This is a genomic window from Roseicyclus sp., from assembly GCF_018402035.1.
Taxonomy (GTDB): Bacteria; Pseudomonadota; Alphaproteobacteria; order Rhodobacterales; family Rhodobacteraceae; genus Roseicyclus.
Genome location: NZ_JAGYJN010000004.1, coordinates 191,189 through 215,824, shown reverse-complemented (window position 1 = coordinate 215,824; position 24,636 = coordinate 191,189). Strand labels below are relative to the sequence as shown.

Here is a 24,636-nt window from a genome sequence, read left to right as displayed (position 1 = left end):
CGTCTACCGACATTTGGTCGTCGCGCGCACGCGCCCCCTCCCCGCTCTTGGTGTGGCGAGAGCGGAGAGGGGCAGACACTCTGCTTTACGAGCCGATTTTTACGCCGTGCTCAAAACGGTGGTCTGCAAACAGCATGTTTGGCAGGGGTTTCCACCACAGGACAAAGAGCAATTGACTACCCAAACCCTAAGCCTGACTTTCAGTGCCCGCGCTCACCGATAAAGCGCTTGCGGATCATCCCCGAGCCCCAATCGATCACAGCGATCACGACCAAGATATTAAGGACCACGAAAGCCACTTGGTCAAACATGCCCGCGCGGAAGCGTTCGATGATGATCATCCCCACGCCGCCTGCACCGACAAGCCCAAGGATGGTCGCCGAGCGTGTGGAGGACTCGAAACTATAAAGCGATAGCGACAAGAACACCGGGAAAATCTGCGGCAGATATCCGTATCGGATGATGCGTGCGGGGTCTGCACCAGTTGCGCGCACCCCCTCGACCTGTTTGCGGTCGATATTCTCGATGGCTTCCGAATAGAGCTTGGAGAGATTGCCAATGTCGGAAATCCAGATGGCCAGCACCCCTGCCAGCGGGCCAAGACCCACTGCGCGGACAAAAACCAACCCCCAGACCACACCGTCGATCCCGCGGAAAATATCCAAAAGCCGCCGCACGCCATGGCGGATCACGCCAATTGGCATGGTGTTTTTGGCCGCGAGAAAGCCAATTGCAAGCGCAAAGATCGTGCCCAAGAACGTGCCAAGAAAGGCCATTGCGATGGTTTGCGCAATGCCCACATAGATCTGGCTGTAGTGCCAGCTTGCCATGTCCTGCCAATAAAAGATCCGCGACACCAAGCGCCATGCGCGTTCGGAACTGTCAAAGATCTTGGCAAACTCGAACAGGTGAAACGAGTAAAGCAGGTAGCCGATCGCGATGGACCATGTGGCGATCCGGACCAAACGCATCAGCGGATCACCAAAGGCCAAGGGGTGGCTTTGGCGCACGGCCCTGACATCAGCATCGGTGATATCTGCAAAGCACAGAGCGGTCATTTCAAGGCCTCCTTGCCGATCAAGGCGTGGCGCGCGCGTTCTGACATCAGATCGATCGCCGTGACGGTCAAAACCACCAAAAGCAGCACCGCCGTCACCCGGTCGTCCGAGTAAAAGCTGATGACATGGTTCAGCTCGGCGCCGATCCCGCCTGCGCCCACAAAGCCCACGACAGCCGAGGCACGCACATTGATCTCGAAGCGCCACAAGGCGTAGGAGGTGAAGTTGGGCAAGACCTGGGGCAGCACGCCGTAGCGCATGCGCTGTGCCCATGTACCGCCGACCGCCGTCAGCCCATCGACCGGCTTCATCGAGACATTCTCGTTCACTTCGGCGAACAGCTTGCCCAATGCGCCTGTCGCATGGATGGTGATTGCCAAGATACCGGCCAGCGGGCCGATGCCGACGGCAAAGACGAAGATCAAGGCGAACAAGATTTCCGGCACACCGCGGCAAAACTCCAAGAAGCGTCGCGCAGCAGTCCCAACCCATGGGGCGGGTGTCAGGTTGCGCGCCGCCAGAAAGCTGATCACCACGGCAAGCGCTGTTGCGATCAAAGTGGCGGTGATCGCCATCAAGATCGTTTCCCAGATCAAGGCCAGGTATTTCCAAAAATCATTGTACCAAAAGCCGATGGAACCGGGCGGAAAGCGCCCCTCGGCATTGCGGGATTCAAACAGCAAATCCCATTGAAAGCTGGGCATCACGCTGCCGAAATACTCGAAGATGCGGGGAATACCGGCGGCCAAACGGTCGGGCCAGAAGCGTGAAACATCGATTGACCACAAAAGCATCACCACAAAGCCACCCAGCAACAGCAGGTTGACCCATAGCTTTTGACGCCGCATTTCGGCGCGGTGCGCCTCGAACAGGGCGACGGCATCCTGTCCGGGCTGGATTGGGGGCATCGTCACGGAAACGGCCATATCAAGCCACCGTCGCGCCGGCGGCGACCTGCGTTGCGACCGTGGCATCGCTTGCCGTTGTGCTGCCCAAGCTGGTCGAGGTCATCGCCTCATTGAACGCCTCGGCCGCCTCGGCACCGTAGATCTCACGCGCCATGCGGTCGGTCAGCTGTGCGGCGGTGCCGTCAAAAACCACGCGCCCGTCCTGCATCCCGATGATGCGGTCACAATAGCTGCGCGCCGTGTCAAGCGTATGCAGGTTACACACCACGGTCAGCCCATCTTCGACGTTGATCGCGCGCAGCGCATCCATCACGATCTTGGCGTTCAGCGGATCAAGGCTGGCGATGGGTTCATCGGCCAGCAAGATCTTGGGTTCTTGCACAAGCGCGCGCGCAATCGCCACGCGCTGTTGCTGTCCGCCAGACAAGGTGTCGGTTTGTTGCAGCGCTACATGCGCCATGCCAAGCCGGTCAAGTGCGCGCACCGCAAAGGCACGTTCGCGCGCCGAGAACAGGCCCAGCATCGAGGTGCCAAAGCCATGATGAAACAGCCGCCCCGACATGACATTCGTCAGTACATTCAAGCGACCGACAAGATTGAACTGCTGAAACACCATTGCGCATTCATTGCGCCACTGCCGCAGCTCGCGGCCCTTGAGCGCGGTCACATCGCGCCCTTCATACAAAAGTTGCCCCGATGTCGCATCATTGAGACGATTGATCATCCGCAACAAGGTTGATTTGCCTGCACCCGAGCGGCCAATCACGCCCACCATTTGACCGGGGGGAATATCGAGCGTCACCTCGCTGACCGCGCGCTTGGCGTTAAATTCCTTTGTCAGCTTTCTGAATTCGAGCATCTTCTTCCCCGTCATGGGCCCGGACCTGCCGGAATGCAAAAAGGCCCCCGCACAATAGCGGGGGCCGTTGGTCTGTTTGGGTTCAGCGCGAGGCCGCGATTTCCTGACGGCGCAGGGCGATCGTGGACTCGTAGAATTCGTGCTCGACCGCGACGTAGCCCGCACCATCACCGCCGATGACCGAGGTGTAGCACTCGGGGTGGCGCACATTCATGTTGAGGAACAGGTCAAGGACCGCTTCTTTTGCTTCGACGGGAAGATCCTTGCGCAGAACGGTCGGGCCATTCGGGATCAGGTTCGATTCCCAAATGATCTGGATCTCGTCCATATTCAGCAAGCCGTTATCGACCATCCGGCGCAGGTTGCCGCGGGTGTAGCCCTCGGCATATTCGCCCTGCAGCGAGGACCAAGTCGCTGCTGCATCATACTGGCCGTTCAACACGGCGACGACGCCCTGCTCATGGCCACCCGAAAAGCCGGTGGAACCGAAATAGTCATCCTCGATACCGATCAAACGCAACTCAGCGCGCGGCACCAGATAGCCCGAGGTGGAGTTCGAGTCGGCATAGGCAAGCGTTTTGCCGGCCATATCTTCCAACGACTCGATGCCGCTATCGGCGCGGGTCAAAAGGACCGCGAAATAGCCAAGCGAGCCATCGACATTGGACGAGGTCATCACCGGCTCGACCGCATCGGGATCTTGCAGGAAAATTCCTGCATAACCCGCCGGGCCAAGACCCGCCTGATGCAGCTGACCGGCCAAGAGCCCCTGCATCACGCCAGCGTAATCGGCGGCAGGAAACAGCTCGACCGGGACGCCCAGCGCGTCTTGCATCAATTCCTGCATGCAGCCGTAGCGGCGCAGGCGGTCGGCTTCGTTCTCACCCGACAACAGGCCGACATTATACGTGCCGAAGCCGCTGCGCCAATCTTGCGCCGTGGCCGAGGACACCGAGAGCGCGCCAACAGCCAAGGCTGTCGTTGCGAGAAACAAGTTGCGGAACATGCGTATTCTCCATCTGTGCAGAAAGGGACCCATGCAGCGCTTTGGGCTCCCCGAAACCAGCGATGAGCGGGGGCTAAAGGCAAACTATGAAGGGCGCGTCACAGCTGGATGAAACAATTGTAAACGCCCACCACCAGCGTTCTGACTGACCGATGCATCCAGACGCAAAAACAGCCAAAGCACCCACAGGTCTGCCAGACGGTGTTTTATGCATGAAAACATGCACTGAGCTGACCGGATAGGGGAACGCGTATCGTTCGGCTGCGCGTGGTCACAGCGGGGGACCGCAGCACTGCTCACAGGGCAGAGGCAAAACATCTTGCCCCCGCGCGCAGACTTGGGGGGCAGCATGGCAGGCGATAGGATAGCGCCAATCGCGTGTGGGTGGTCTTTACCGCCATCAACAGATTGCAAAGCACCACTCACAGGCCAAAGACCTGCGAGTGGTGTGTGGCAAGATCACTGAGCGAGCTGGACCAAATAGGCATAGAGATCGCGCGCATCGGTTTCGTTGCGCACGCGGAATGACATGGAGCTGCGCGCAGCGCCATTGCCTGTGGCTTGCCGCACAAAATCCGATGGATCTTGGACATAGGCGACAAAGTTATCCTCGGTCCAAACCACAGCGGCATTCTTGAGCGCCTCAAGCCCGCCGGAGTAGCGAAACCCATCTACGGCGCCTGCTGGGCCACCTGCGACACCATATAAATTCGGCCCACTCCGGCCAGCCCGACCGGCCAGCGTGTCGCCTGTGGGCGTTGTGACCACATGGCAAGCCACGCATTGACGAAAGGCGGCCTCACCTGCGGCGGCATCGCCCTGCGCTGTGGCGGGCGTCGCCGCAAGCAAGGCAAAGACCGCGCTCAATTTCCAAAGTCTCATCTTCTCTCCTCAATGTTGAAGAGCCGTCACTTCGCAGCCATTGCACGGCGCTGCGCCTGTATCTTGGCGGGCAAAACAAATTCAAACCATCGCATATGTTGTCGCGGGTCAGGCATCGCAGTGGCGCAGAACGCGCATCAGATTTGATCTATGTCAATTTTCGCAAATGATATGTTTCGTAAAGACCGGGCGCAGGATCTTGAAGCACGACACAGGGAGACGCGTCATGCCCGGCCAATTTGAAACCAGCCGCCGAAGTTTTTTGGGGCTCCTTGCCGCCGGGGGTGGGGCCGCCGCCCTGCAAGTGCCACAGGCCCAGGCGCAGATGCGCGCCACACATGCGCGCATCGTGATCATCGGGGCGGGGGCAGCCGGCACAGCACTGGCCAATCGCCTCGTGCGCCGGTTAGAGGGCGCGCAGATCACAATCATCGACCCGCGCGTTGAACATCACTACCAGCCGGGCCTGTCACTGGTCGCCGCAGGGCTCAAGCCCGCGCGCTATGTCGTCAGCCAAACCAGCGATTGGCTGCCCGATGGGGTCAGCTTGCGCGCGGAGCGTGTGGTGGCCGTCGATCCCGTGGCCCAAAGCGTCACAACTGATGCAGGCGCGCAGTTGGATTATGATTTCCTCGTCGTGGCACCGGGACTGATCCTTGATCATGACGCTATAGATGGGTTTTCGCTTGATATGGTGGGGCAAAACGGCATCGGCGCGCTTTACGGCGGGCCGCAATGTGCCGCGCGCACCTGGGATGCGGCGGCACGCTTTGTCGAGGAAGGTGGGCGTGCCGTTTTCACCCGGCCCGCGACCGAAATGAAATGTGCCGGTGCGCCACTCAAACATAGCTTTCTGATCGATGACCTTTTGCGCCGGGCGGGCAACCGCGGCGCGGCAGAGCTGGCCTATATCGTGCCGCAAACGTCGCTTTTCGGCGTCCCGATCGTGTCGGAAAAGGTGCGGATGCTGTTCGATGATCGGGGCGTGAACAGCATCTTTCAGCGCACACTGACATCGGTCGATGCCGATCGCAAGATCGCCACCTTTCGCGATCAAGATGGCGGCTTGCATGACGAGGCTTACGACTATCTGCATGTGATCCCGCCGCAGCGCGCGCCTGATTTCGTGGTGCAGTCGGGGCTGTCTTGGGCGGATCGTTGGACCGATCAAGGCTGGGTCGCCTGTGATCCCGCAACGCTGCGCCACAATAGCTATCCCAATATCTGGGCCTTGGGCGATGTCGCGGGCGTGCCAAAGGGCAAAACCGCCGCTTCGGTCAAATGGCAGGTGCCGGTGGTCGAGGATCATCTGATCGCTGCCATCGACGGCCGCGAGGGGACAGCGACCTATGACGGCTATACCTCTTGCCCGCTGATCACGCGCATCGGTCGCGCGATGCTGGTGGAGTTCGACTATCACAACAACCTCGTGCCGTCCTTCCCCGGCATGATCGCACCGCTGGAAGAGCTGTGGATCAGTTGGCTGATGAAAGAGGTGGCTCTCAAGGCGACCTATAACGCCATGCTGCGCGGCATGGCCTGAGGGACAAGGACAAGGATCAGAAAAATGAAAGAATTGACCCTAGAGACCTTGATTGCCGTCTTCCAAGAAATGTTCGGCGCGGGGCTGTTTTGGGCGCTGGTTGCTGCCGCGCTGCTCATCACGGCGGGCTGGATCTATGTGTTGTTCCGCGACCGCAGCCTTGGGATGCGGCAATTCCTGATCGCACAGCTTTTCATGCCCTTGGGCGCGGTTTTGGCGGTGTGGTTCGTCATGGCAATGACCGATAGCCGCCTGTCCGATATCGGCGGCCCTGTCGATCTGATCGTGGTCTTGGGCATCGCGGGTTTGGGTGCCGTCGGGGGCGCGATCCTCGTCTATACCACCGAGCGCTTGTTCTTTCGCAAGGCCACCCCCCCTGCGTGAGACTGGGCCATGCACCACATATAACTGCGTCACCAAAAGGGCCGCCCGAGGGCGGCCCCTTTATGTTGCGGGCCGTGGTGGAAGGGAGGACACCACCCGCAACCTTGGTTTGATGCGCGTCCCCAAGACAGGAGATGGAATGCGCGCGGCCAAATATCGTTGCACCTACATCGGTTCGGGGCGCGGGGTCTTACTGGTCGACGCGGGCAAGATCGGATGCACGACCGTAGGGATCTCGCCCGTTAAGGTCCGCAAGAAGGCGGCGATATCAGCGACCTGTTCGTCGCTCAATTCGGCGCCGAGCTGCGACACCCCCATCACCGCGACCGCCTCTTCCAGCGACCAGACCACGCCCGAATGGAAATAGGGCGCGGTCAGCGCGATGTTGCGCAAGGGAGATGCGCGGAAGACGTAATCATCCGACGCGGTTGCCGTCACTTGGAAGCGACCACGATCCCCCTCGGGCAAAACGCTTGCGCCGGGACGTTCGACCAAGCCGAAGGGATAGTAATCCTGCCCGCCCATGTTCACCCCGGCATGACAAGCCGCACAGCCCTCGTCAATAAAGGCGTTCAGCCCGCGCAATTCTTGCGCGTTGAGCGTGTCTGCGCCGTTGAGATACTGGTCGAAACGCGAATTGGGTGTGGTGAGCGTCGCCTCGAAGGCTTCAATCGCAAGCGCGAAATTCTGAAAAGTGACCGGCTCGGCCTCGCCCGGAAAGGCGTCTTGGAACGCCGCGATATATTCCTCCATCGAATTCAACGTCGCAAGCAGCCGTTCGGGGGTGTTGTTCATTTCAACCCCGGCCTGCACCGGACCCATCGCCTGTTCGGCAAGATCGGCCGCACGGCCATCCCAGAACTGGGCGACATTGAAGACTGCGTTGTAGACGGTGGGTGAATTGCGCGGGCCTTGCTGCCAGCCATGCCCGATGGAGGTCGTCAAGCCGTCAACGCCGCCAAGTCCAACATTATGGCACGATTGGCAGGAAAACAGCCCCGAACGCGACATGCGCGGATCAAAGAACAGCTTTGCCCCAAGGTCGACCCGCTGGCGGCTGATGATATTGCCTGCGATGTCAGGCGTGGACATTGGTATCGGGTCGAAAAGATCATTGGCAAAAGCGCGCAGATCATCATTGGCCCAGGCCGGTGCGGCAACAACCGCCGTGATCGCAATTGTGACGGTAAAGGATAAATGTCTCATGGTCGGTCTCTCGCTGAAAGTGTTGCGCGCTTGCTTTGCCCCGCGGGTCCTGCGCCGACACAAGAACGCATAACGACCGACAATCGTTTGACATAGATCAAGAATTTCGCGATTATGGGGCTGTAAATCTGCGACATGCGGTCACGCAAAGAGGCGGCCTCGGGCTAGGCGTTTCGGGTGTTGTAACGCTCGCCCAAGTGCCGAAAGCCCATAGAATAACATGGCAAGCAGAGCGCACTGCACCCGCGACGCACTCTCCTTTGGCATTGTGATTTACATCCTGATCGATCCGCGCATAGGGCGTGGGCAACGCCATCGGTAGCCTTCGCAAGATTGGTTTGACCTGCCACCATCTCATGAGCGAAGCTACCCCGACTGTCAGAACACCTTGGCTGTTTTCGACAAGGGTAAGGCGCAACCATGATCCCCCAAAGCGACCGAGCCACGCGCGCCTTGATGCCCGATTACCTGCGCCTTATCGCGCTTTTCGGTATCGTCGTGGTCAATGTGCAATTCATCGGCTTTTCTGCGTTGCACGGATTTGCCGATCCGCTTGGCGAAAGCGCGGGTGACGCGGTCGCGCTTTGGCTTGTTAACGGGCTAGCACTTTTCAAGACATATGGGCTATTTTCATTCATGTTCGGCGTGGGGCTTGGGTTCTTGATGCGAGCAGCGCCCCGGCGCGGGCTGCCTTTCGGGCGGGTTTATCGCAACCGGATGATCGGGCTTGCCATCCTTGGCATCGCGCATGGCTGCTTGTTTTTCCCCGGCGATATCTTGACGATCTATGCCATCACCGGGGCGGCACTGTATTTGGCCCGCGATTGGCCCGTGCAACGGCTTATGGGCGCGGGTGCCGCGTTGTTGTTTGCACAGATCGTGATCGCGCCAATCTTGCTGTTGGCCACACCCGCGACACCGCCCGATATCGTCGCGCTCGAGCGTGATATCCTGACCCACGGCAGTTTCTTTGATGCTGTCGCTCTGCGCAGCATTGGGTTTGCCTTTATCATGCCGTCCTTTCTTGTGATCCAAGGCATCGCGGCACTTGGTTGGTTTTGCCTTGGCCTAGCTGCGCTCAAGGCGGGGATGATCGACGACAGCGCCCATCCGCTGTGGCAGCGCGCGCGGCGATGGTGTTTGGGGCCGGGGGTTTTCATGTCACTGCTCGCGGCGGCATTGTGGCAATGGGGCCCGTCGGTGCCCGGTGCGGTTCTGACACTCGTTGCTGCACCCATCGTGACGCTGGGCTATCTTGGCCTGATCGCGGCCATCGCGCGACCACCGGGGCCGATGTTGGCGCAATTGCTTGCTGCGGGTGGATCGAGCCTGAGCATCTACCTGGGGCAATCGATCATCTTATCCAGCATATTCGCGGGCTATGGCTTGGGCCTATGGGGCGCTGTGGACCGCGTGGAGGCGATAGCTATCGCGGTGGCGGTGACGGCGGGCTTGATCGGTGCAATCAGTGTTTGGCGCAGGCGCTTTGCGCTTGGGCCTTTTGAATGGGTCTTGCACCAGATGACCTATCCGCGCGATGCGCGTTAGGGGGCTGTGCGCGGTTTTTGCATGGGGATGAGGGGGTTAATGCGGCTTACTCGGAAGCTGCTCTATGGCCTCGGCGGCGGCGGCAACATCCTCGGGCGCGTCCGAGGGGATCGCGTAGCTGCCATTCAGCCAGCGCGCGAGATCAACATCGGCGCAACGGCGCGAGCAAAAGGGGCGTGCCTCGGGGCTGGGCGCTCTTGCGCAAATCGGACAGGCCATGGTCAAGGCTCCGTGTGACGAGATCGCGATCAATATGAAATGGGGCATTGCGGATCGCAACCCCGTCGCGCCGGACGGATCAGGGATAAAGCCGTGCCAAAGGCAGGCGGTCGCGTTTTTTCTGCAATTCGAAACAGCCCAAGGGTGTCCAGCCCGCCAGCACCACTTCGGCCCCATCCTCGCGGAAAGCGCGGCGCAGCGCATCCTCCAGCACGCGGCGGTCTTTCTTGGGCATGGGGGCCAGATCGAGCGTGATCTGCCCCGCGAGCCCCTTAACCCGCAACAGCCGCGGCAGCGCGCGGACTAATGCCAGATTGGCCTTCAGCCCCGCCGCAAGCGATGTGTCCGGCCCGGTGTTCACATCGACCGCTACCATGGCATGGGTGGGCTCGATATAGGCATAAGCACCGCCGGTCAGCGCCGCGCGGGGGCCAAGCATCTCTTCGATTGCGTCGATCACGCCATGGGTCTCGAAACAGCCGGGCGTCTCGATCACCTCGTCGGGGTCGGGGACAGCCCAGTCGCGCCATGCTTGTTCATGGGCATCGGGCGCATCGACCAGACATTCGGGCGGCCCGTCCGTATCGGCCAAAACCGCCGCCGCCAACTCGCGCATCGCGGTGATATCGGCGGCAAGTGTCTCGCTATCCACCTCCTCGGCGGCAGAGCGCAGGATCAGCCCGTGATCCTCGGGCGCGCCTGCCATCGCCTCATGCGCAATCTCCAACAGGCGGTCGCGTTCGGCCTCGTCGCGGATCTGGCGCGAGATATTGATCCCCGGCGCCGCAGGCGTGACGATGGCGTAGCGGCTTTTGAACAAAAGGCGCGGGCTGACAGGGGCGGCCTTGTCCGGCTCAGCGGTGGCGGAGACTTGCACCAAAAGCCGCTCACCGGGCGTGATCCCCTTGGCTTGGCGCAAATAGCCCCGATGCGGACCCATGTTGAGCGTCAGACCGCCCTGCCCCGGCATCGGCCTATCGGCCACCGCGCGGTAGATCGCACCGGGCATTGCCAGATCGCTGGCTGGATCGATCAGCACATCTTCAAGCCGCCCATCGACCATCAACGCGGCCGCCGCGCGATCGCCGACGCGGTCAAGCAAGATCACCCGCCCCTTCATCCCTGCCCCCAAACCGGCCAACCCGCCGCAGCCAAGACCTGTGCAGTTTCGGCCAATGGCAGGCCCACGATGGCCGTGTAGCTGCCCGATATCCACGGGATGAAAGCCCCCGCCGGCCCTTGGATCGAATAGCCACCCGCCTTGCCCTGCCAATCGCCGGTGGCGATATAGGCGTCGCGCTCAAGGTCGCTGAGGGATTTCATCTTGACCCGCGCCTCGACGATCCGGTCCCACCGGTGATCGCCGCGTTTGACGGCAAGTGCTGTGAAAACGCGGTGGCGACGGCCCGACAACAGATCGAGAAAGTGCCGCGCCTCATCTGCATCCTTGGGCTTGCCCAAGATGCGTCGACCAAGCGCCACGGTCGTGTCGGCACAAAGCACGATATCATCGGGGCCTGCGGGAATGGCGGCGGCCTTTTCGCGGGCGATGCGCGCACAGTAGTGATGCGGCAACTCACCCTTGGCCGGGTCTTCGTCGATATCGGGCGGCACAATCGCGTCAGGCACAATGCCCAAAACCGCCAGCAATTCCTTGCGGCGGGGACTGCCTGATCCGAGGATCAGCCGCACCTTACTTGAATCGGTAATTGATGCGGCCCTTCGTCAGGTCATAGGGGGTCATTTCCACCTGAACCTTGTCGCCGGCAAGAACACGAATTCGGTTCTTGCGCATCTTTCCTGCCGTATGTGCGATGATCTCATGGCCGTTTTCAAGCTCGACCCGGAACGTCGCATTGGGCAGGAGTTCCTTCACGACACCGGGGAATTCGAGCATTTCTTCCTTGGCCATGGTCACTCCGTTTTATACGCACCATGCGGTGCAGGTGGCGGCTAGATGCGCCCGTTGCGGGTATTTTTCAAGGCCAAACTGCGCAAGACACCGGATTGAGCCGCTAAGGGTGATTGGCAGCGGCCAACGCCCACGCCGCATGGGTCAGCCTTGCGGTGGGCCAAAGCGCGCAAGGATGCGCCCCGCAATCTGGTCGCGCGCTTGCCGATAGGCGCTGAGCTTGGCCTCGCGCGTCTCGCCAAGGCCGGTGGGGTCAAGGATGGGCCAATACTCCACCTCAAGGTGGAAATGACGCGTCAATTCCAGCGCATGGCGCTGACTTGCGGGTGAAAGTGCGACGATCAGGTCAAAGCCCGACAGATCATCGCCCCATTGGGCCATTTCATCGAAGCTGCGCACGCGGTGGCGCTGCAACTCCACCCCCAATTCGGCGCAGACAGTGACCGCGAAACCGTCAATCTCAAGATCGTTTTTCACCCCCACCGACTGCACATAGGCGCGGTGGCCGTAGAATTTCTTCATCATCCCTTCGGCCATGGGCGAGCGCGTCGCGTTGTGATCGCAACAAAACAGCACCGAAGAGGGGAAATGCGCGCTCACCGCCGTCTTAGACCCCGAAATGCAGGACGCATATCAGCGTGAACAGGCGGCGCGCGGTGTCGTAATCGACGCGGGCCTTGCCCTCCAGCCGTCCTTGCAGCACGCGCGCCCCTTCGTTGTGGATGCCGCGCCGTGCCATGTCGATGGCCTCGATCTGGCTGGGCGGCAGGCGCTTGACCGCGTCATAATAGCTTTCGCAGATCTGCCAGTAATCCTTGACCACCTGCCGGAAGGGCGAGAGCGAGAGGTGAAACTCGGCAGCGTCACGCGCATCTTCGGTGTCGACATCAAACACCAGCCGCTTTTCGCGGATCGCCAAGGTGACATGATAGGGGCCTGCGGCCTCGGGGCGGTCGTCGCGGGCGGGCAACGCGAAGGAGTTTTCTTCGAGCAGATCAAAAATGGCGACGCGGCGTTCTTGCTCGATCTCGGGCGTGGGCGCGGGCATGCCCGACATGTCGATTTCGATATGGGTGATATGCATGTTCATTCCCCCTCACCTTCACCGGCGGTCCGGTTGAGCCGTTCAAGACGCGCGCGCACCGACAGGCCATGTGCCTCAAGGCTTTCGGAGATCGCCAAACTTTCCGCCGCAGGGCCGATGGCGGCCAATGCTGCGGGTGTCATCTGGGCGAGCGTGGTGCGCTTCATGAAATCAAGCACGGAAAGCCCCGAGGAGAACCGCGCCGAGCGTGCGGTAGGCAGCACATGGTTCGGCCCGCCGATGTAATCGCCAATCGCCTCGGGCGTCCAACGGCCCAGAAAGATCGCGCCTGCGTGGTGGATCTGTTCGCTCAACGCCTCGGGGTCGGCGACGCAAAGCTCCAGATGCTCGGGCGCGATGCGGTTGGTCAGATCAGCGGCCTCGGCCAAATCGCGCACGGTAACGATGGCACCGTAGTCGCGCCAGCTTGCCCCTGCAATCGCGCGACGCTCCAGCGTCTCAAGCCGCTTCTCGACGGCCACAGCGACCGCCTGACCGAAGGCGGCATCGGTGGTGATCAAGATCGATTGTGCGCTTTCGTCATGTTCGGCTTGCGACAAAAGATCGAGCGCGATCCAATCGGGGTCGTTGTCGCCATCGGCCACGACGAGGATCTCAGAGGGGCCCGCGATCATGTCGATCCCCACCCGGCCAAAAACCCGGCGCTTGGCGGCGGCGACATAGGCATTGCCGGGGCCGGTGATCTTGTCGACGGGTGTAATGGTGGCGGTGCCATAGGCCATGGCGGCCACGGCTTGCGCGCCGCCGATACGGTAGATGGTGTCGACGCCTGAAAGATGGGCGGCCAAAAGCACCAGCGGATTGGCGCGGCCATCGGGTGTGGGCGCACACATCACCAGCCGCTTTACCCCCGCGACCTGTGCCGGGATCGCGTTCATCAAGACGCTGGAGGGGTATGAGGCCAAGCCGCCCGGCACATAAAGACCCGCCGCCGAGACAGGCGTCCAGCGCCAGCCAAGTGTCGCGCCCGCCGCGTCGGTCCAGCGCGCGTCGCTGGGGCGTTGGCGTTCATGATAAGCGCGGATGCGGTCTGCGGCGAGTTCGAGGGCCGCGCGCTCATGGGCGGGCACCTTGTCGATCGCCTGCGCGATCTCCGCGGCGCTGAACGCCATGGTCTCAGCGGTGAGGCGCAGCCGGTCGAAACGTTCGGTCAAATCGATCACAGCCGCATCGCCGCGCGCGCGCACATCGGCGATGATCTGGGCCACGGTCTGATCCACATCGGGCGCATCTTCGCGCTTCATCTCAAGCAGCGCAGCAAAGCGCTGTGAAAACCCCGCATCCCGGCTGTTGAGAAAAATTGGCATCGTCATTCCGTTCCTGCACGCGCACCCCCTCTACCCTCTCTCGCCGCGCGGGTGAAGCGCCCATTGCGCCATGTGCCATTGCAATGCGTTTCGTCAAGAACCCCGCGCGGGCCAGCGCCTAGCATATGGCCCGGGTCGATCATGACCCATGCAACCAATCAGCCAAAGGAGAGCGTGCAATGCGCAACATAAAACAAGGTTTAGCCGCGATCGCGGCGACATTGACGATCATGGGAATGACCCAAACGGCATCGGCACAATCCGCCGCAGGGGCCGAGGAATACGCGCGCGCATGCGCAAGCTGTCATGGGCTGACCGGGCGCGGCGACGGGCCATTAGCCGAATACATGTCAATCCCCGTTCCCGATGTAACGCAGATCCGCGCGCGCAATAATGGCGTCTTCCCGATGCTGGAGGTGATCCATCTGATCGATGGGCGCTCGGGGCTGCGCGGTCACGGCGGCCCGATGCCAATCTGGGGCGACCGTTTCGAAGCGGCTGTTGCCTCAGAGCTGGGCGATGTCGGCACCGAGATCGCGGTGCGTGGCCGTGTCTTGGCCTTGGCCACCTATCTGGAGGCGATTCAGCAATAAGGCGGCTTGTGCGCCGAGGGCTCGGGCCTTGCGGAATAAGCTCTCGCATTGCGATCCAAACGGCCTGAGCTAACACATTATAAAAATTGAAAAATTATCATCATCGCTTGCCGCGAAATGCTTGGTATCATTGATGCATGGCGCAAAAAAATTGACGCGATGCGGCTCTTGAAGTCCCATGCAAAAATGCGATACTCCTCCGCACTAGGGCAGTTGAACGAAACTCCATTTCGGTGGGTGTTTCTCAGCAGAATCGCGAATAAAGGGTCGATGGATTAGTATAGATCCGCCAAATCAGAAGCCCTGAAGAGCGGCCAGCCATGAAAAAAGATCTTGTTGCGCATCCACCCGTTGGATTTTTTTCGCTTATGATCGATAGCAATGGTGAGCTGAGAGAGATCAAAGAGATCCATGCCCTGTGGGCCACTCTCGGACAAAGCGATATCAAAAAACCCAATCAACTATCTTACTTTTCAAGTATTTTTCGGCAATCAAGTAGAAAATCAATTTCTGCAATCATGGCAGAGTTACAAAGCAAGAAACACGACGCAGTATCAGGGTATTTCACCTTTGGACTTGAGCAAAAGTTCTTGAAGTTCGATTTTGTACTGAAAGAGAAAACTGGCACATTTCTTAACGTTCTTGGCTCGGTCACTGATTTGACAGATATCAGTTTAATTTCGATTCATTATCAAGATGTTCTTGATGCAGCTCAGGCCTACACGTGGCATCTTGACCTTCAAAAAAACGAAGCGGTTTTTGGTCCAAGTTTCACGCAGCATTCAAACTATGGACCCGGAAAACTAAGTATTTCGCTTACTGATTGGAGTGCCATACTGCATCCTGATGATGTTGCGCATGCAAACCAAGCTGTCCAGGACTTGCGAACAGGAAAAAAGCGGAAAGTCGTGATTGAGTATCGACGCCGTGACAAATTCGACAAATGGATATGGCTGCGCGTTCATGCCGGTGTCAGTCGATATGATTTTGACGGAAAGCCCATCGAAATCAAGGGCATCAGCTTTAACATCACCGCCCAACGCGATGGGAGTGAGGCAAAGGCATGATGATGATGCCTTTAGGTTGCTGACCTGAGGGCGGGATAGCCCCTAATCCGGGTGGCGCGGGGCCTTGCCCGAGGGGGCAAGATAGGGCCGGGTGACATCGCGCAGCGTGACGTCCATCGCCTCGACATCGATGGCGATGGCCCCATCGCCCGCAAGCGTAATGACGATCTTGCCCGTGCCATCTTCGCCCGGCGCCCATGCCAGCGTCAGCACCGAGAGCACCAGATCGCGCGCGTTACGCTCAAAGCCTTGGGTGGCGACATGCAGCGCATCATCGATCACCAGCACCGCTTGCACCCGCTCGGGCGGGTTGGCCCCGACATCTTCCCAGCGGAAGCGGTTGAGCAAAAGCGCAAAGCGGCGGCGGCGGCGGTCCCATGTCATCTCGGCGATGGGAAAGACCGCGTCTTGGGTCAGCGTGGCGATGACCGCGAGGTCATCCCGATCATAGGCGCGCAAAGCGACGGGGCGCGGGGCCGCATCTTCAAAGCGCGCATCCTCAGTCATGTTCGCGCACCCGCTCGATCTTGGCCCCGACATTGCCGAGCTTTTCCTCGACCCGCTCATAGCCACGATCAAGGTGATAGACGCGGTTGACGACCGTTTCACCCTCGGCCGCCAACCCCGCCAAGATCAGGCTGACCGAGGCGCGCAGATCGGTGGCCATGACCGGCGCACCCTTCAGGCGTTCGACACCGGTCACCGTGGCGGTGCCGCCATGCACATCGATCTTGGCGCCCATGCGCATGAGTTCAGGGGCATGCATGAAGCGGTTCTCGAAAATCGTTTCTTCCAAGACCGACACGCCCGTCGCGGTGCACAAAAGCGCCATCATCTGCGCCTGTAGATCGGTGGGAAAGCCCGGAAAGGGTGCGGTGCGCACATCCACGGCGCTGACGCGGCCATTCTTGCGCGTGACCTTCAGCCCTGCCGCGGTCTGTTCGACCGACACACCGGCGGCATCAAGCTTTTCGGCAAACGCCGCGACAAGCTCCATCCGGCCGCCCAAAAGCTCCACCTCGCCGCCCGCGATGGCGGGGGCCAGCATATAGGTGCCAAGCTCGATCCGGTCGGTGACCACAGGATGGGTAGCCCCATTCAAGCGATCAACACCTTGGATCGTGATGGTCGATGTCCCCTCGCCTTCGATCTGCGCACCCATGCGGCGCAGGCATTGGGCCAGATCGACGATTTCGGGCTCACGCGCGGCGTTTTTCAACACCGTGGTGCCGCGCGCCAAGGTGGCGGCCATCAGCGCGTTCTCCGTGGCCCCGACCGAAACAACCGGGAAATCCACCACGGCACCTTTCAGCCCGCCCTTGGCGGTTGCATGCACATAGCCATCGCGCAGGTCCAGATCAGCGCCCATCGCCTCCAGCGCCTTGAGATGCAGATCGACGGGGCGCGCACCAATCGCGCAACCGCCGGGCAACGACACAATCGCGCGCCCATCGCGCGCCAGCATCGGCCCCAGCACAAGGATCGAGGCGCGCATTTTGCGCACGATATCGTAATCGGCGGTGTGATTGTTCAACCCATGCGACGACAGCGCCAGCACCCGCCCCCCGTTGAGTGCTGTCACCTCGGCACCCAGCGATTGCAACAGCGTCGTCATAGTGCGGATATCGCTCAACCGCGGCGCATTGGTCAGCGTCAGCGGCTCATCGCTGAGAAGCGTGGCGGGCATCAAGGTCAGACAGGCATTCTTGGCACCCGCGATAGGGATTTGCCCCGACAGCGCGCCGCCACCTTTTACCACGATCTTATCCATCACAACGCCCCTTTACTGCTCTTGCGCATTGGTGCCGGTCTGTCCCGGCCTTTTGTCATCTTCATCGGCGCCGGTCTCGCTTGCGCGGGCGCGTGCTTGTGCCTTGCGGCGGGCCAGATTGGCCTTGAGTGCCGCCTTGAGCCGCGCATTGCGCGGATCGCTCGGCGGTTTGGCCGGTCGATTTTCAGGATCTTTCGCTGCCATGGCTGAGGGTTTACCCCTCTGGGGCGGGGGCGTCCAGATTGCGCTTGCAGTAGGTGGAAGATGCTTTTAAGTGACCGCCGACGCGCCGCAGTAGCTCAGTGGTAGAGCGCACCCTTGGTAAGGGTGAGGTCGGGAGTTCAATCCTCCCCTGCGGCACCATCCCACCCCATCAAAACAACGGCCTGCGCGACGCATGGACGCGGGCGTTTATCGGGCCTTTCTGCGGAAAATCGAGGGGCTTTGGCGCACCTCGGACAGACCCAACGCGCAAGCGGCACGTGACGCAGCGGAAGCGCCGCCCTCACGACGAAGGATAATTTGTGACACACACGGGGAGTTTTTAGAGTCAACGCTCAAGATAAGGATGCGCCAAAGACCGCCCGTGCCAGTGGGTCAGACGCATCTCCATGAGGGAGCACCCAAAGTGAACACAGCATCCTTTCTCGACCAAGACCTGCGCAGCGTCTTGAATCCCGAGGCACAAGCCAACACGCTGCGCCCCAGCGTGATCCGCTCGGAGTTTTTCCGCGACTATTCGCTCAGACGGATCCTTGATGCACCCGAGGCGGCATGGTTCGATCTTTTGCACACGCGCGGCGTTGGCGGCAAATCAACCGGCGCGGTCGCGCAGGTGGTGGCAAAGGAATTGGCGGATCGCTTTCCCGATGATTGGGCAAAGGCGCAAGCGCGCGTCACAGCCGACAATACCGACGATGCGCCTTGGCCCATCGCGGCGCTTGTGCAATTCATCCATATCTGGCTGACGCCCGCCAAAGGTTAAACGCGCAAGCCCAGGCAAAGAAAAACCCCACTGTTGGCGGGGTTTTTTACATCTCCAGAAAACGGCCTTTGCGCTGTTTGGCGTCAGATCAGCATACGCTCGCGCGCGATGATGCAGGCATGCGCGCGGTTGCGTGCGCCAAGTTTGGTGCAGATATTGCGCATGATCATCTTAACCTGTGTCTCGGTCACGGCCAAGGCGCGCGCGATTTCCTTGTTGGTATCGCCATCGGCGGCAAGGCGCAGCACATGCACCTCGCGGTCAGAAACGGGTTCGCGCTTGACCGGGGTGGTGGGCTGGTCGGTTTCCGCCGGGCCATCGATATGCGGGATAAAGGTCTGACCACTGCGGATCAGTTGCAGCGCGCTTTGCAGCGATTTGAGCGGCATGGTCTTGGGAATATAACCGCTCAGCCCCAGCTTGATGGAATCATCAAGGAATTGCCGATCAAGCTGACCGGTGAACAAGACAACCTGTCCATCGCCCGCGCGCTTGACCACCTCTGCCACGCTCGACAGGCCATGCATGCCCGGCATCCGCAGATCCAAAAGCACCACATCATAGGGTGATTTTTCGAGCTCATCGACCGCACCTTGGCGCGATGTTGTCACGGCGACGTCAAACCCTGCCTCTTCGCGCAGCGCATGGGCCACAGCCTGCGCCAACAACGCATGATCATCGGCAATCAGAACTTTCATATCGGCCACGCGATTTTTATCCACGATTTCATATCCTTTGTCGGGAGCTGTCTTTCGACCGACTACGACATACGTCGCTTCATAAGCTACTCATCATTGGTGTCTCTTTTTATTAGCTTTCGCAAGAGTTTCACACGAAAGATATTTTATAAACTTTAGATAGTTTGCCAGTGCCTAGGCGCTGTGGCTATCGTATAAAAGTTGAAATTAGCGCACGAATGGTGTCTGTGCATTAAACGGTATTTCACGATGAAGCCAGTTGCGCCCCGGTGTTACCTTATTTCTATCTCCGCCCATTTTTCGGCAAGCGCGTTGATTTCTCGCAATGCGCGCCTTGATACAGGGCCATTGTGGGCGCGCCAACACAAGACCGCGGTGCGAAGGGTCAAGACAACTCCGCCGGCCCAGCCATGGGCCAGCCATGTAACGACGGCCTATTGGAAGAACGAACAGATCACCCGCGCGGAACACATCCGCCAAAGCCTGCACAAGATGATGCGGGCGGCTGCGATCCGCCCAAAGCGGAGCGCCAGATTTGGCCTGATGGCAAAAAAATCCTTGCACGGATTTGCCATCGATTATCGCCGCGCGCATCCAACCCTCTTGCGCAAATGGCAAATGCCACCCGTCGCCTGCACATGAGCGTGTTTACGGGGATATCGCCGATCAGGGCCGCATCGCCCGCCTTGGTCAGGGTGCAGTGCGCGGGCATGCTGCGCGCAATTGTGGTTGTTCTGGCCATTCTATTCATTGGATTGGCAGTGAAACTATATCACGATATCAATATGATGCGCCGCGCCGATAGCACAGTTGCGGCTTGGAAACTCACGCAGTTCGCGGTGGATTACCGCGATTTGCAAAATGCCTCGCGCGCCGCCAAACACGCCACCCGGCTTTGGCCCAACACCGACAGTGCCACGGCGATTGCGCAATTGCGGCTGGCAGTTGCCCATTTCGATGCCGGCATGGACATGGCATTTGCGGAATTGTACGATAAAGGTTTGGCCACCGATTTCGCGACCGATATCGCCGCACTTGATGCAGCATGCCATGAACTCACCGCGCGGATCATGATGATCACGGCTGGGCCCGAGATTGCCCGCGCGCTTGTTCCACTCCATCAGCAGGTCAATGGGATCAATGACTTGGTGCAGCAGCTTAGCATCGATGCTAAAAAAGATATGCTGGCCAAGGCCGAAGCGTTTCGCGCCCAAGAGCGCAATCTGCGCGCGGCCATGTCAGGGACCAGCATCACCATGCTGGTGCTCATCATGGTGGCGATGGGGTTTGCCTTGCACCTTTGGCGCAACCATGCCGCCGTCGATGCGGCGAAAGATGATCGCGGCGCGCAAGAGCGTTTTCTTGCGACAATGAACCATGAGTTGCGCACCCCCCTGCATGGTCTGCGCGCAGCGCTTGATCTGCTGCGGCGTCAACCGCTTTCGGAAACAGCCCTGAAACTGGTCGAAAGCGCACAGGAAAGCTGCACCCATGCGCTGAAGAAAACAGACACAGCCTTGGACGCGATGCGCGATGCGGACAGCGCGCCGCCTTTTGTACCCAACCGATCTGCGGTTGTGCGGGTCATGGGCAAATCCGCCCTTGTCGTGGATGATGCGCAGATCAACTGCACTTTGGTTGCGCAAATGCTGGGTATGCTTGGCTTTCGGGTCGATACCGCCTTTTGCGGCGAACAGGCCGTCACACAGGCGATGACAAACGCCTATGGGCTGATCTTGATGGATTTTCAGATGCCCGGCATCAGCGGCCCCGCGGCGGCGGAACGGATCAAATCATCAGGGGCATCAACCGATGCCGCGATCATCGGCATCACGGCACAGATCGATGCAATCGCCGAAGCGGCGCAGAGCGGGCATTTTGCCCATTTCTTGGTGAAACCCTTTGGTTTGGCCGATCTTGAGGCCTGTTTGAGCCTTGGCGCGGCACCGATAGACCCGGCTAGTTTTGCGCCAAGCGACGATGAAATGGCGCTGTTGCGCGCCACGCTCGAGATGTGCGGCGCAGCACTTGGCATGGCGCTGTTGCACGACACCTTGGGATTGGCGGCGCAAGCCTTGGCCGAAGTGACACAAGACCCCGCACGCGCAGCCGAGACAGCGCATCGCGCGGCAGGTGCGGCCATGATGGCAGGGTTTCACGAATTGGGCGCAGCCCTGCGCGCGTTGGAAGTGGCAGCGGGCGCACAGGCCGATGCCGAGGTCATCGCCACCTTGCGCGACGGGCTGGCCAGTGCCACGGCCAAGGCGCAAGCGACGCTGCGCGAGATCGCAGCACTAAGCGACAATGACCCGCCTGCCTTAATCTGACAGGCAGCTTTCAAACGATGCCGCCATGCCCGTCAAAAGCGCATCGTAAAGGGCCGCACCGGGCGTCAGCGTTGCGCCAAGCGGATCGATAATGCCGATATTAACACCCGTGCCCGCGAAAACCGCATCGACCATGCCACGGTTAAACTGCGGCTCGGCAAAGACACAGGTGATCGCTTGATCGGCCACCAGATCGCGGATTTCGGCCACCCGCGCCGGGCCGGGAGGTGCGGCATCCGACAGGCTGATCGCGCCCGCGGCCTCGACCCCGAAACGGGCCTCGAAATAGTGATAGGCGTCGTGAAAGACGATGAACTGGCCGCTAAGCGGCGCCATGCGCGCGGCAATCTCGGCCTCAAGCGCGGTCATGCCTGCCTGCGCCTGCGCGGCATTCGCCGCGTAACGCGCGGCGTTTTCAGGATCAAGGCGCGACAACGCATCCGCGATCACGCCAAGCCAAACCCCCGCATTGACCGGATCAAGCCAAGCATGCGGATCGGTGCCGGCATGATCGTGCTCGTCGTGTCCATGATCATCATGGGCATGATCGTCATGCGCATGCTCTTCATTCGCATGTTCATCGTGGCCATGGTCGTCATGACCATGCTCTTCATGGCCCTGGTCGTCATGACCATGCTCTTCATGACCATGTTCTTCGTGGCCGTGATCGTCATGCGCGTCTTTCTCCCCATCTGCGTCATGCGCGTCATGATCATGGGCCGCAAAGCTGACACCTTGGCGGAAATCCAACAGCCGTACGCCGTCGGCCTTAAGCAAGCTTAGCCGCGCGGCATCGGGGGCGAGCGTGTCCAGCGGATCGGCCAGCCAAGGCGTCAGGCCCGGCCCGACCCAAACCACCAGATCGGCCTCTTGCAGTAGCGCCGCCTTAGAGGGGCGCAGCGCATAGCCATGCGGCGAGGCACCGGGCGGCACGACCAGATCAGGCATACCAACCCCGTCCATCACCTTGGCGACCAAAGCATGGACCGGCGCGATATCAACCGCCACGCGCGGCACATCGGCCAGTGCAGGGGCGCCAAAAAGCAGGGGCAAAGCAGTCAGACAAGCCAGCTTGGGGGTGTTCATCGCGGTCCTCATATGTGATAACATAACATCAACGGCCACTTGTTAGACGTTATGCAATAACATATCAAGACCCCATGACAGCCACACCGCCCCTGCCCGCGCCAATCGGCTTTGCCCGCCATGACCATAGCGCCTGTATCACCGATACGGTCGCTTCCGTGGCCGCGCGCTGTGCCGCCGATGGCTTGCAATTGACGCCTGTGCGCCGCCGCGTGCTTGAGATCTTGCTTGAGCGGCACCGCGCCTTGGGCGCTTATGAAATCCTCGATGTCTTGCGCGACGAAGGTATGGGCTCGCAGCCACCCGTCGCCTATCGCGCCCTGGAGTTTTTGACCAAGCACGGCTTTGCCCACCGGATCGAGCGGCTCAACGCCTTTGCCGCCTGTAGCCACCCCGGTGCCGATCACGATGCGGCTTTTCTCATCTGCACCGGTTGCGGCGTGGTGGCCGAGGCCGTGCCGGACGCCGCGCGCGCCGCGCTGACGCAAACGGCCAAGGCCGTGGGATTTACCATCACCCGCAGCGTGATCGAGGCCGAGGGGCTTTGCCCAAGCTGCAACAAGGCCAACGCATCATGACCTTGGCCCGATTGGAGAAGGTCGATATGCGCTTTGGTGGCCAAAGCGTGTTGCAAGGCGTGGATTTCGAGATTTCGCCCGCCGAGATCGTGACCATTGTCGGGCCAAACGGATCAGGCAAATCCACCTTGCTGCGGCTGCTGATCGGGGCGGAACGCCCCTTTGCCGGCAAGGTGTGGCGCAAGCCGGGGCTGCGCATCGGCTATGTGCCACAAAAGCTGCATATCGACCCGACCCTGCCGCTGACAGTGCGCCGCTTCCTCGACCTGCCCAACCGCATCCCCGAGGCGGTGGCAAACGAGGCGCTGACGCGCGCAGGCGCAGGGCTTTTGGGCGGGCGGCAAATGGCCGACCTTTCGGGCGGGCAGTTTCAGCGCGTGCTGTTGGCCCGCGCGCTTCTCAGCCGCCCCGACCTGTTGATCTTGGACGAGCCGACCCAAGGGCTGGACCAGCCGGGATCAGCGGCCTTTTATCGCCGCATCGCCGAGGTGCGGGCGGAACTTGGCTGTGCCGTGGTGATGGTCAGCCACGAGTTGCATGTGGTGATGGCAGCCTCTGACAGGGTGATCTGCCTCAACGGGCATGTCTGCTGCGCGGGGCACCCTGAACAGGTGGCCTCGGCCCCGGAATACCGGGCGCTCTTTGGCACAGGCACGCAAGGCGCGCTGGCGCTTTACCGCCATGAACATGCCCATGGGCATGATCACGATCATGACCACCCCCATACCCATTCCCATGAGGCGGCAGAATGACCGCGCTTTTGGATGATTTTTTGATCCGCGCGACATTGGCGGGCATCGGCGTGGCGCTGGCCGCCGCCCCCTTGGGCTGTTTCATCGTCTGGCGGCGCATGGCCTATTTCGGCGATGCCACGGCGCATGCGGCGATCTTGGGCGTGGCGCTGGCCTTGGCCTTCAACTTGTCGATCATGCTGGGCACGCTGGTCATGGCACTGGCCATGGCGCTGTCGGTCTCGGCGCTGTCGGGGCGGGGGCGCGCGATGGATACGCTTTTGGGGGTCTTGTCACATTCGGCACTGGCGGCGGGCTTGGTCGCGGTGTCGCTGTTGCAAGGCGTGCGGCTGGATCTTTCGGCGTATCTCTTTGGCGATATCTTGGCCGTGGGGCGCGCCGATCTGGCGGTGATCTGGGGCGGCGCGCTTTTGGTCATGGGCCTAATTTGGGCGCGCTGGTCGGCGCTCTTGACCGCGACCTTATCGGCCGATCTCGCAACGGCGGCGGGCATCGATCCGCGGCGTGAGCAATTGATCATGACTTTGGCGCTGGCCGTGGTGGTGGCTGTCGCGATCAAGGTGGTGGGGGTTTTGCTGATCGCAGCGCTCTTGATCATCCCGGCGGCGGCGGCGCGCAGTTTTGCCCGCACGCCCGAGGCGATGGCGCTGATCGCAGCCAGCATCGGCGCAGGCTCGGCGGTTTTGGGCATGATCTTGGCCTATCATTTCGACACGCCCGCTGGCCCCTCCATCGTCTGCGTGGCTGCGGTGGCCTTTGGGGCTTCGGCACTGGCCGATCTGGTGCGACGCGCGGCCTAAGGCCGTGCGATATGCTAAAGTTTTACTTTAACAAAAATCAAC

General features: G+C 60.6%; 29 protein-coding genes and 1 tRNA gene. 12 read left to right on the top strand and 18 right to left on the bottom strand.

Annotated features, from left to right (window positions below; translation table 11 throughout):
* Positions 1-200: 200 nt before the first annotated feature.
* The 5 genes from phnE (KG698_RS08935) to KG698_RS08915 form a co-directional block, all read right to left on the bottom strand.
* The gene (gene phnE / locus KG698_RS08935; RefSeq protein WP_213685217.1) at positions 201-1,058 is read right to left on the bottom strand and encodes a phosphonate ABC transporter, permease protein PhnE; all 858 of its coding nucleotides are present in this window, start codon (positions 1,056-1,058) and stop codon (positions 201-203) included.
* Entirely contained in the window at positions 1,055-1,966 is a 912-nt protein-coding gene (phnE, locus tag KG698_RS08930) for a phosphonate ABC transporter, permease protein PhnE (protein ID WP_300983441.1), read from the bottom strand. The genes phnE (KG698_RS08935) and phnE (KG698_RS08930) overlap by 4 nt, the downstream gene beginning before the upstream one ends.
* A gap of 19 nt (positions 1,967-1,985) precedes the next feature.
* Positions 1,986-2,825 (bottom strand): phosphonate ABC transporter ATP-binding protein, encoded by an 840-nt coding sequence (gene phnC, locus KG698_RS08925; protein ID WP_213685215.1) that lies wholly within the window; start codon positions 2,823-2,825, stop codon positions 1,986-1,988.
* A gap of 82 nt (positions 2,826-2,907) precedes the next feature.
* A complete protein-coding gene (gene phnD / locus KG698_RS08920; RefSeq protein WP_213685214.1) occupies positions 2,908-3,831 on the bottom strand; it encodes a phosphonate ABC transporter substrate-binding protein in 924 nt (307 codons plus the stop codon).
* A 459-nt stretch (positions 3,832-4,290) separates the two neighbouring features.
* Positions 4,291-4,713 (bottom strand): cytochrome c family protein, encoded by a 423-nt coding sequence (locus KG698_RS08915; protein WP_213685213.1) that lies wholly within the window; start codon positions 4,711-4,713, stop codon positions 4,291-4,293.
* A 226-nt stretch (positions 4,714-4,939) separates the two neighbouring features.
* On the opposite strand from KG698_RS08915, the gene KG698_RS08910 reads away from it, so the two are divergent.
* Both KG698_RS08910 and KG698_RS08905 read left to right on the top strand, forming a co-directional pair.
* Positions 4,940-6,256 carry an FAD/NAD(P)-binding oxidoreductase gene (locus KG698_RS08910; protein ID WP_213685212.1) on the top strand — a complete coding sequence of 439 codons (1,317 nt, stop codon included), beginning with the start codon at positions 4,940-4,942 and terminating at the stop codon, positions 6,254-6,256.
* Between the two features lie 24 nt (positions 6,257-6,280).
* Positions 6,281-6,640 carry a DUF5368 domain-containing protein gene (locus tag KG698_RS08905; RefSeq protein ID WP_213685211.1) on the top strand — a complete coding sequence of 120 codons (360 nt, stop codon included), beginning with the start codon at positions 6,281-6,283 and terminating at the stop codon, positions 6,638-6,640.
* A 165-nt stretch (positions 6,641-6,805) separates the two neighbouring features.
* On the opposite strand, the gene KG698_RS08900 is transcribed toward KG698_RS08905, so the two are convergent.
* A complete protein-coding gene (locus KG698_RS08900; RefSeq protein WP_213685210.1) occupies positions 6,806-7,846 on the bottom strand; it encodes a cytochrome-c peroxidase in 1,041 nt (346 codons plus the stop codon).
* A gap of 420 nt (positions 7,847-8,266) precedes the next feature.
* On the opposite strand from KG698_RS08900, the gene KG698_RS08895 reads away from it, so the two are divergent.
* A complete protein-coding gene (locus KG698_RS08895; protein ID WP_213685209.1) occupies positions 8,267-9,394 on the top strand; it encodes a DUF418 domain-containing protein in 1,128 nt (375 codons plus the stop codon).
* A 36-nt stretch (positions 9,395-9,430) separates the two neighbouring features.
* On the opposite strand, the gene KG698_RS08890 is transcribed toward KG698_RS08895, so the two are convergent.
* The 7 genes from KG698_RS08890 to hisD form a co-directional block, all read right to left on the bottom strand.
* Positions 9,431-9,613, bottom strand: coding sequence for a DNA gyrase inhibitor YacG (locus tag KG698_RS08890; protein ID WP_213685208.1), 183 nt, complete (start codon positions 9,611-9,613; stop codon positions 9,431-9,433).
* A gap of 79 nt (positions 9,614-9,692) precedes the next feature.
* Positions 9,693-10,733, bottom strand: coding sequence for a ribonuclease E/G (locus KG698_RS08885; protein ID WP_213685333.1), 1,041 nt, complete (start codon positions 10,731-10,733; stop codon positions 9,693-9,695).
* On the bottom strand, positions 10,730-11,305 hold the full coding sequence (locus tag KG698_RS08880; protein ID WP_213685207.1) for a Maf family nucleotide pyrophosphatase: 576 nt from the start codon (positions 11,303-11,305) through the stop codon (positions 10,730-10,732). Before KG698_RS08880 ends, KG698_RS08885 begins: the two co-directional genes overlap by 4 nt.
* Position 11,306: 1 nt before the next feature.
* Entirely contained in the window at positions 11,307-11,525 is a 219-nt protein-coding gene (infA, locus tag KG698_RS08875) for a translation initiation factor IF-1 (protein ID WP_011455993.1), read from the bottom strand.
* A 144-nt stretch (positions 11,526-11,669) separates the two neighbouring features.
* Positions 11,670-12,125, bottom strand: coding sequence for a low molecular weight phosphatase family protein (locus KG698_RS08870; protein ID WP_213685206.1), 456 nt, complete (start codon positions 12,123-12,125; stop codon positions 11,670-11,672).
* A gap of 7 nt (positions 12,126-12,132) precedes the next feature.
* Positions 12,133-12,609 carry a UPF0262 family protein gene (locus tag KG698_RS08865; RefSeq protein WP_213685332.1) on the bottom strand — a complete coding sequence of 159 codons (477 nt, stop codon included), beginning with the start codon at positions 12,607-12,609 and terminating at the stop codon, positions 12,133-12,135.
* A gap of 2 nt (positions 12,610-12,611) precedes the next feature.
* Positions 12,612-13,937: a histidinol dehydrogenase gene (gene hisD / locus KG698_RS08860; protein ID WP_213685205.1), complete on the bottom strand. Its 1,326-nt coding sequence runs from the start codon at positions 13,935-13,937 to the stop codon at positions 12,612-12,614.
* 179 nt (positions 13,938-14,116) lie between these two features.
* On the opposite strand from hisD, the gene KG698_RS08855 reads away from it, so the two are divergent.
* On the top strand, positions 14,117-14,530 hold the full coding sequence (locus KG698_RS08855) for a c-type cytochrome (protein ID WP_300983365.1): 414 nt from the start codon (positions 14,117-14,119) through the stop codon (positions 14,528-14,530).
* Between the two features lie 320 nt (positions 14,531-14,850).
* On the top strand, positions 14,851-15,597 hold the full coding sequence (locus KG698_RS08850) for a PAS domain-containing protein (RefSeq protein ID WP_213685204.1): 747 nt from the start codon (positions 14,851-14,853) through the stop codon (positions 15,595-15,597).
* Between the two features lie 42 nt (positions 15,598-15,639).
* Here the strand turns inward: KG698_RS08850 and KG698_RS08845 are convergent, their stop codons facing one another.
* From KG698_RS08845 to KG698_RS08835, 3 genes are read right to left on the bottom strand one after another with little or no spacing between them, the layout of a single operon-like run.
* The gene (locus tag KG698_RS08845; protein ID WP_213685203.1) at positions 15,640-16,104 is read right to left on the bottom strand and encodes a DUF2948 family protein; all 465 of its coding nucleotides are present in this window, start codon (positions 16,102-16,104) and stop codon (positions 15,640-15,642) included.
* Positions 16,097-17,368, bottom strand: coding sequence for a UDP-N-acetylglucosamine 1-carboxyvinyltransferase (murA, locus tag KG698_RS08840; protein ID WP_213685202.1), 1,272 nt, complete (start codon positions 17,366-17,368; stop codon positions 16,097-16,099). The genes KG698_RS08845 and murA overlap by 8 nt, the downstream gene beginning before the upstream one ends.
* Before the next feature lie 12 nt (positions 17,369-17,380).
* The gene (locus KG698_RS08835; protein WP_213685201.1) at positions 17,381-17,572 is read right to left on the bottom strand and encodes a hypothetical protein; all 192 of its coding nucleotides are present in this window, start codon (positions 17,570-17,572) and stop codon (positions 17,381-17,383) included.
* A gap of 84 nt (positions 17,573-17,656) precedes the next feature.
* Between KG698_RS08835 and KG698_RS08830 the strand changes: the two genes are divergently transcribed.
* Both KG698_RS08830 and KG698_RS08825 read left to right on the top strand, forming a co-directional pair.
* Positions 17,657-17,731: transfer RNA gene (locus tag KG698_RS08830), tRNA-Thr, on the top strand.
* Positions 17,732-17,996: 265 nt separating this feature from the next.
* Positions 17,997-18,353: a hypothetical protein gene (locus tag KG698_RS08825; protein WP_213685200.1), complete on the top strand. Its 357-nt coding sequence runs from the start codon at positions 17,997-17,999 to the stop codon at positions 18,351-18,353.
* A gap of 83 nt (positions 18,354-18,436) precedes the next feature.
* Here the strand turns inward: KG698_RS08825 and KG698_RS08820 are convergent, their stop codons facing one another.
* Positions 18,437-19,075, bottom strand: coding sequence for a response regulator transcription factor (locus KG698_RS08820; protein ID WP_367114063.1), 639 nt, complete (start codon positions 19,073-19,075; stop codon positions 18,437-18,439).
* Between the two features lie 177 nt (positions 19,076-19,252).
* Between KG698_RS08820 and KG698_RS08815 the strand changes: the two genes are divergently transcribed.
* Complete coding sequence (locus KG698_RS08815) at positions 19,253-19,693, top strand: hypothetical protein (RefSeq protein WP_213685199.1); 441 nt, start codon at positions 19,253-19,255, stop codon at positions 19,691-19,693.
* The gene (locus KG698_RS08810) at positions 19,690-21,378 is read left to right on the top strand and encodes a response regulator (RefSeq protein ID WP_213685198.1); all 1,689 of its coding nucleotides are present in this window, start codon (positions 19,690-19,692) and stop codon (positions 21,376-21,378) included. Before KG698_RS08815 ends, KG698_RS08810 begins: the two co-directional genes overlap by 4 nt.
* Here the strand turns inward: KG698_RS08810 and KG698_RS08805 are convergent.
* The gene (locus KG698_RS08805; protein WP_300983359.1) at positions 21,370-22,464 is read right to left on the bottom strand and encodes a zinc ABC transporter substrate-binding protein; all 1,095 of its coding nucleotides are present in this window, start codon (positions 22,462-22,464) and stop codon (positions 21,370-21,372) included. The genes KG698_RS08810 and KG698_RS08805 overlap by 9 nt on opposite strands.
* A 74-nt stretch (positions 22,465-22,538) precedes the next feature.
* Between KG698_RS08805 and KG698_RS08800 the strand changes: the two genes are divergently transcribed.
* The 3 genes from KG698_RS08800 to KG698_RS08790 are packed head-to-tail and all read left to right on the top strand — an operon-like array spanning position 22,539 to position 24,594.
* Positions 22,539-23,042, top strand: a complete 504-nt coding sequence (locus tag KG698_RS08800; protein ID WP_213685197.1) for a Fur family transcriptional regulator — start codon at positions 22,539-22,541, stop codon at positions 23,040-23,042.
* Complete coding sequence (locus KG698_RS08795; protein ID WP_213685196.1) at positions 23,039-23,794, top strand: metal ABC transporter ATP-binding protein; 756 nt, start codon at positions 23,039-23,041, stop codon at positions 23,792-23,794. The genes KG698_RS08800 and KG698_RS08795 overlap by 4 nt, the downstream gene beginning before the upstream one ends.
* Complete coding sequence (locus tag KG698_RS08790) at positions 23,791-24,594, top strand: iron chelate uptake ABC transporter family permease subunit (RefSeq protein ID WP_213685195.1); 804 nt, start codon at positions 23,791-23,793, stop codon at positions 24,592-24,594. Before KG698_RS08795 ends, KG698_RS08790 begins: the two co-directional genes overlap by 4 nt.
* Positions 24,595-24,636 lie beyond the last annotated feature (42 nt).

What these genes read in the sequence shown, in the direction of transcription:
- phnE (WP_213685217.1), bottom strand. Translation starts at nt 1,058, where the DNA reads ATGACCGCTCTGTGCTTTGCAGATATCACCGATGCTGATGTCAGGGCC.
- phnE (WP_300983441.1), bottom strand. Translation starts at nt 1,966, where the DNA reads ATGCCCCCAATCCAGCCCGGACAGGATGCCGTCGCCCTGTTCGAGGCG.
- phnC (WP_213685215.1), bottom strand. Translation starts at nt 2,825, where the DNA reads ATGCTCGAATTCAGAAAGCTGACAAAGGAATTTAACGCCAAGCGCGCG.
- phnD (WP_213685214.1), bottom strand. Translation starts at nt 3,831, where the DNA reads ATGTTCCGCAACTTGTTTCTCGCAACGACAGCCTTGGCTGTTGGCGCG.
- KG698_RS08915 (WP_213685213.1), bottom strand. Translation starts at nt 4,713, where the DNA reads ATGAGACTTTGGAAATTGAGCGCGGTCTTTGCCTTGCTTGCGGCGACG.
- KG698_RS08910 (WP_213685212.1), top strand. Translation starts at nt 4,940, where the DNA reads ATGCCCGGCCAATTTGAAACCAGCCGCCGAAGTTTTTTGGGGCTCCTT.
- KG698_RS08905 (WP_213685211.1), top strand. Translation starts at nt 6,281, where the DNA reads ATGAAAGAATTGACCCTAGAGACCTTGATTGCCGTCTTCCAAGAAATG.
- KG698_RS08900 (WP_213685210.1), bottom strand. Translation starts at nt 7,846, where the DNA reads ATGAGACATTTATCCTTTACCGTCACAATTGCGATCACGGCGGTTGTT.
- KG698_RS08895 (WP_213685209.1), top strand. Translation starts at nt 8,267, where the DNA reads ATGATCCCCCAAAGCGACCGAGCCACGCGCGCCTTGATGCCCGATTAC.
- KG698_RS08890 (WP_213685208.1), bottom strand. Translation starts at nt 9,613, where the DNA reads ATGGCCTGTCCGATTTGCGCAAGAGCGCCCAGCCCCGAGGCACGCCCC.
- KG698_RS08885 (WP_213685333.1), bottom strand. Translation starts at nt 10,733, where the DNA reads ATGAAGGGGCGGGTGATCTTGCTTGACCGCGTCGGCGATCGCGCGGCG.
- infA (WP_011455993.1), bottom strand. Translation starts at nt 11,525, where the DNA reads ATGGCCAAGGAAGAAATGCTCGAATTCCCCGGTGTCGTGAAGGAACTC.
- KG698_RS08865 (WP_213685332.1), bottom strand. Translation starts at nt 12,609, where the DNA reads ATGCATATCACCCATATCGAAATCGACATGTCGGGCATGCCCGCGCCC.
- hisD (WP_213685205.1), bottom strand. Translation starts at nt 13,937, where the DNA reads ATGCCAATTTTTCTCAACAGCCGGGATGCGGGGTTTTCACAGCGCTTT.
- KG698_RS08855 (WP_300983365.1), top strand. Translation starts at nt 14,117, where the DNA reads ATGCGCAACATAAAACAAGGTTTAGCCGCGATCGCGGCGACATTGACG.
- KG698_RS08850 (WP_213685204.1), top strand. Translation starts at nt 14,851, where the DNA reads ATGAAAAAAGATCTTGTTGCGCATCCACCCGTTGGATTTTTTTCGCTT.
- KG698_RS08845 (WP_213685203.1), bottom strand. Translation starts at nt 16,104, where the DNA reads ATGACTGAGGATGCGCGCTTTGAAGATGCGGCCCCGCGCCCCGTCGCT.
- murA (WP_213685202.1), bottom strand. Translation starts at nt 17,368, where the DNA reads ATGGATAAGATCGTGGTAAAAGGTGGCGGCGCGCTGTCGGGGCAAATC.
- KG698_RS08835 (WP_213685201.1), bottom strand. Translation starts at nt 17,572, where the DNA reads ATGGCAGCGAAAGATCCTGAAAATCGACCGGCCAAACCGCCGAGCGAT.
- KG698_RS08810 (WP_213685198.1), top strand. Translation starts at nt 19,690, where the DNA reads ATGAGCGTGTTTACGGGGATATCGCCGATCAGGGCCGCATCGCCCGCC.
- KG698_RS08805 (WP_300983359.1), bottom strand. Translation starts at nt 22,464, where the DNA reads ATGAACACCCCCAAGCTGGCTTGTCTGACTGCTTTGCCCCTGCTTTTT.
- KG698_RS08800 (WP_213685197.1), top strand. Translation starts at nt 22,539, where the DNA reads ATGACAGCCACACCGCCCCTGCCCGCGCCAATCGGCTTTGCCCGCCAT.
- KG698_RS08795 (WP_213685196.1), top strand. Translation starts at nt 23,039, where the DNA reads ATGACCTTGGCCCGATTGGAGAAGGTCGATATGCGCTTTGGTGGCCAA.
- KG698_RS08790 (WP_213685195.1), top strand. Translation starts at nt 23,791, where the DNA reads ATGACCGCGCTTTTGGATGATTTTTTGATCCGCGCGACATTGGCGGGC.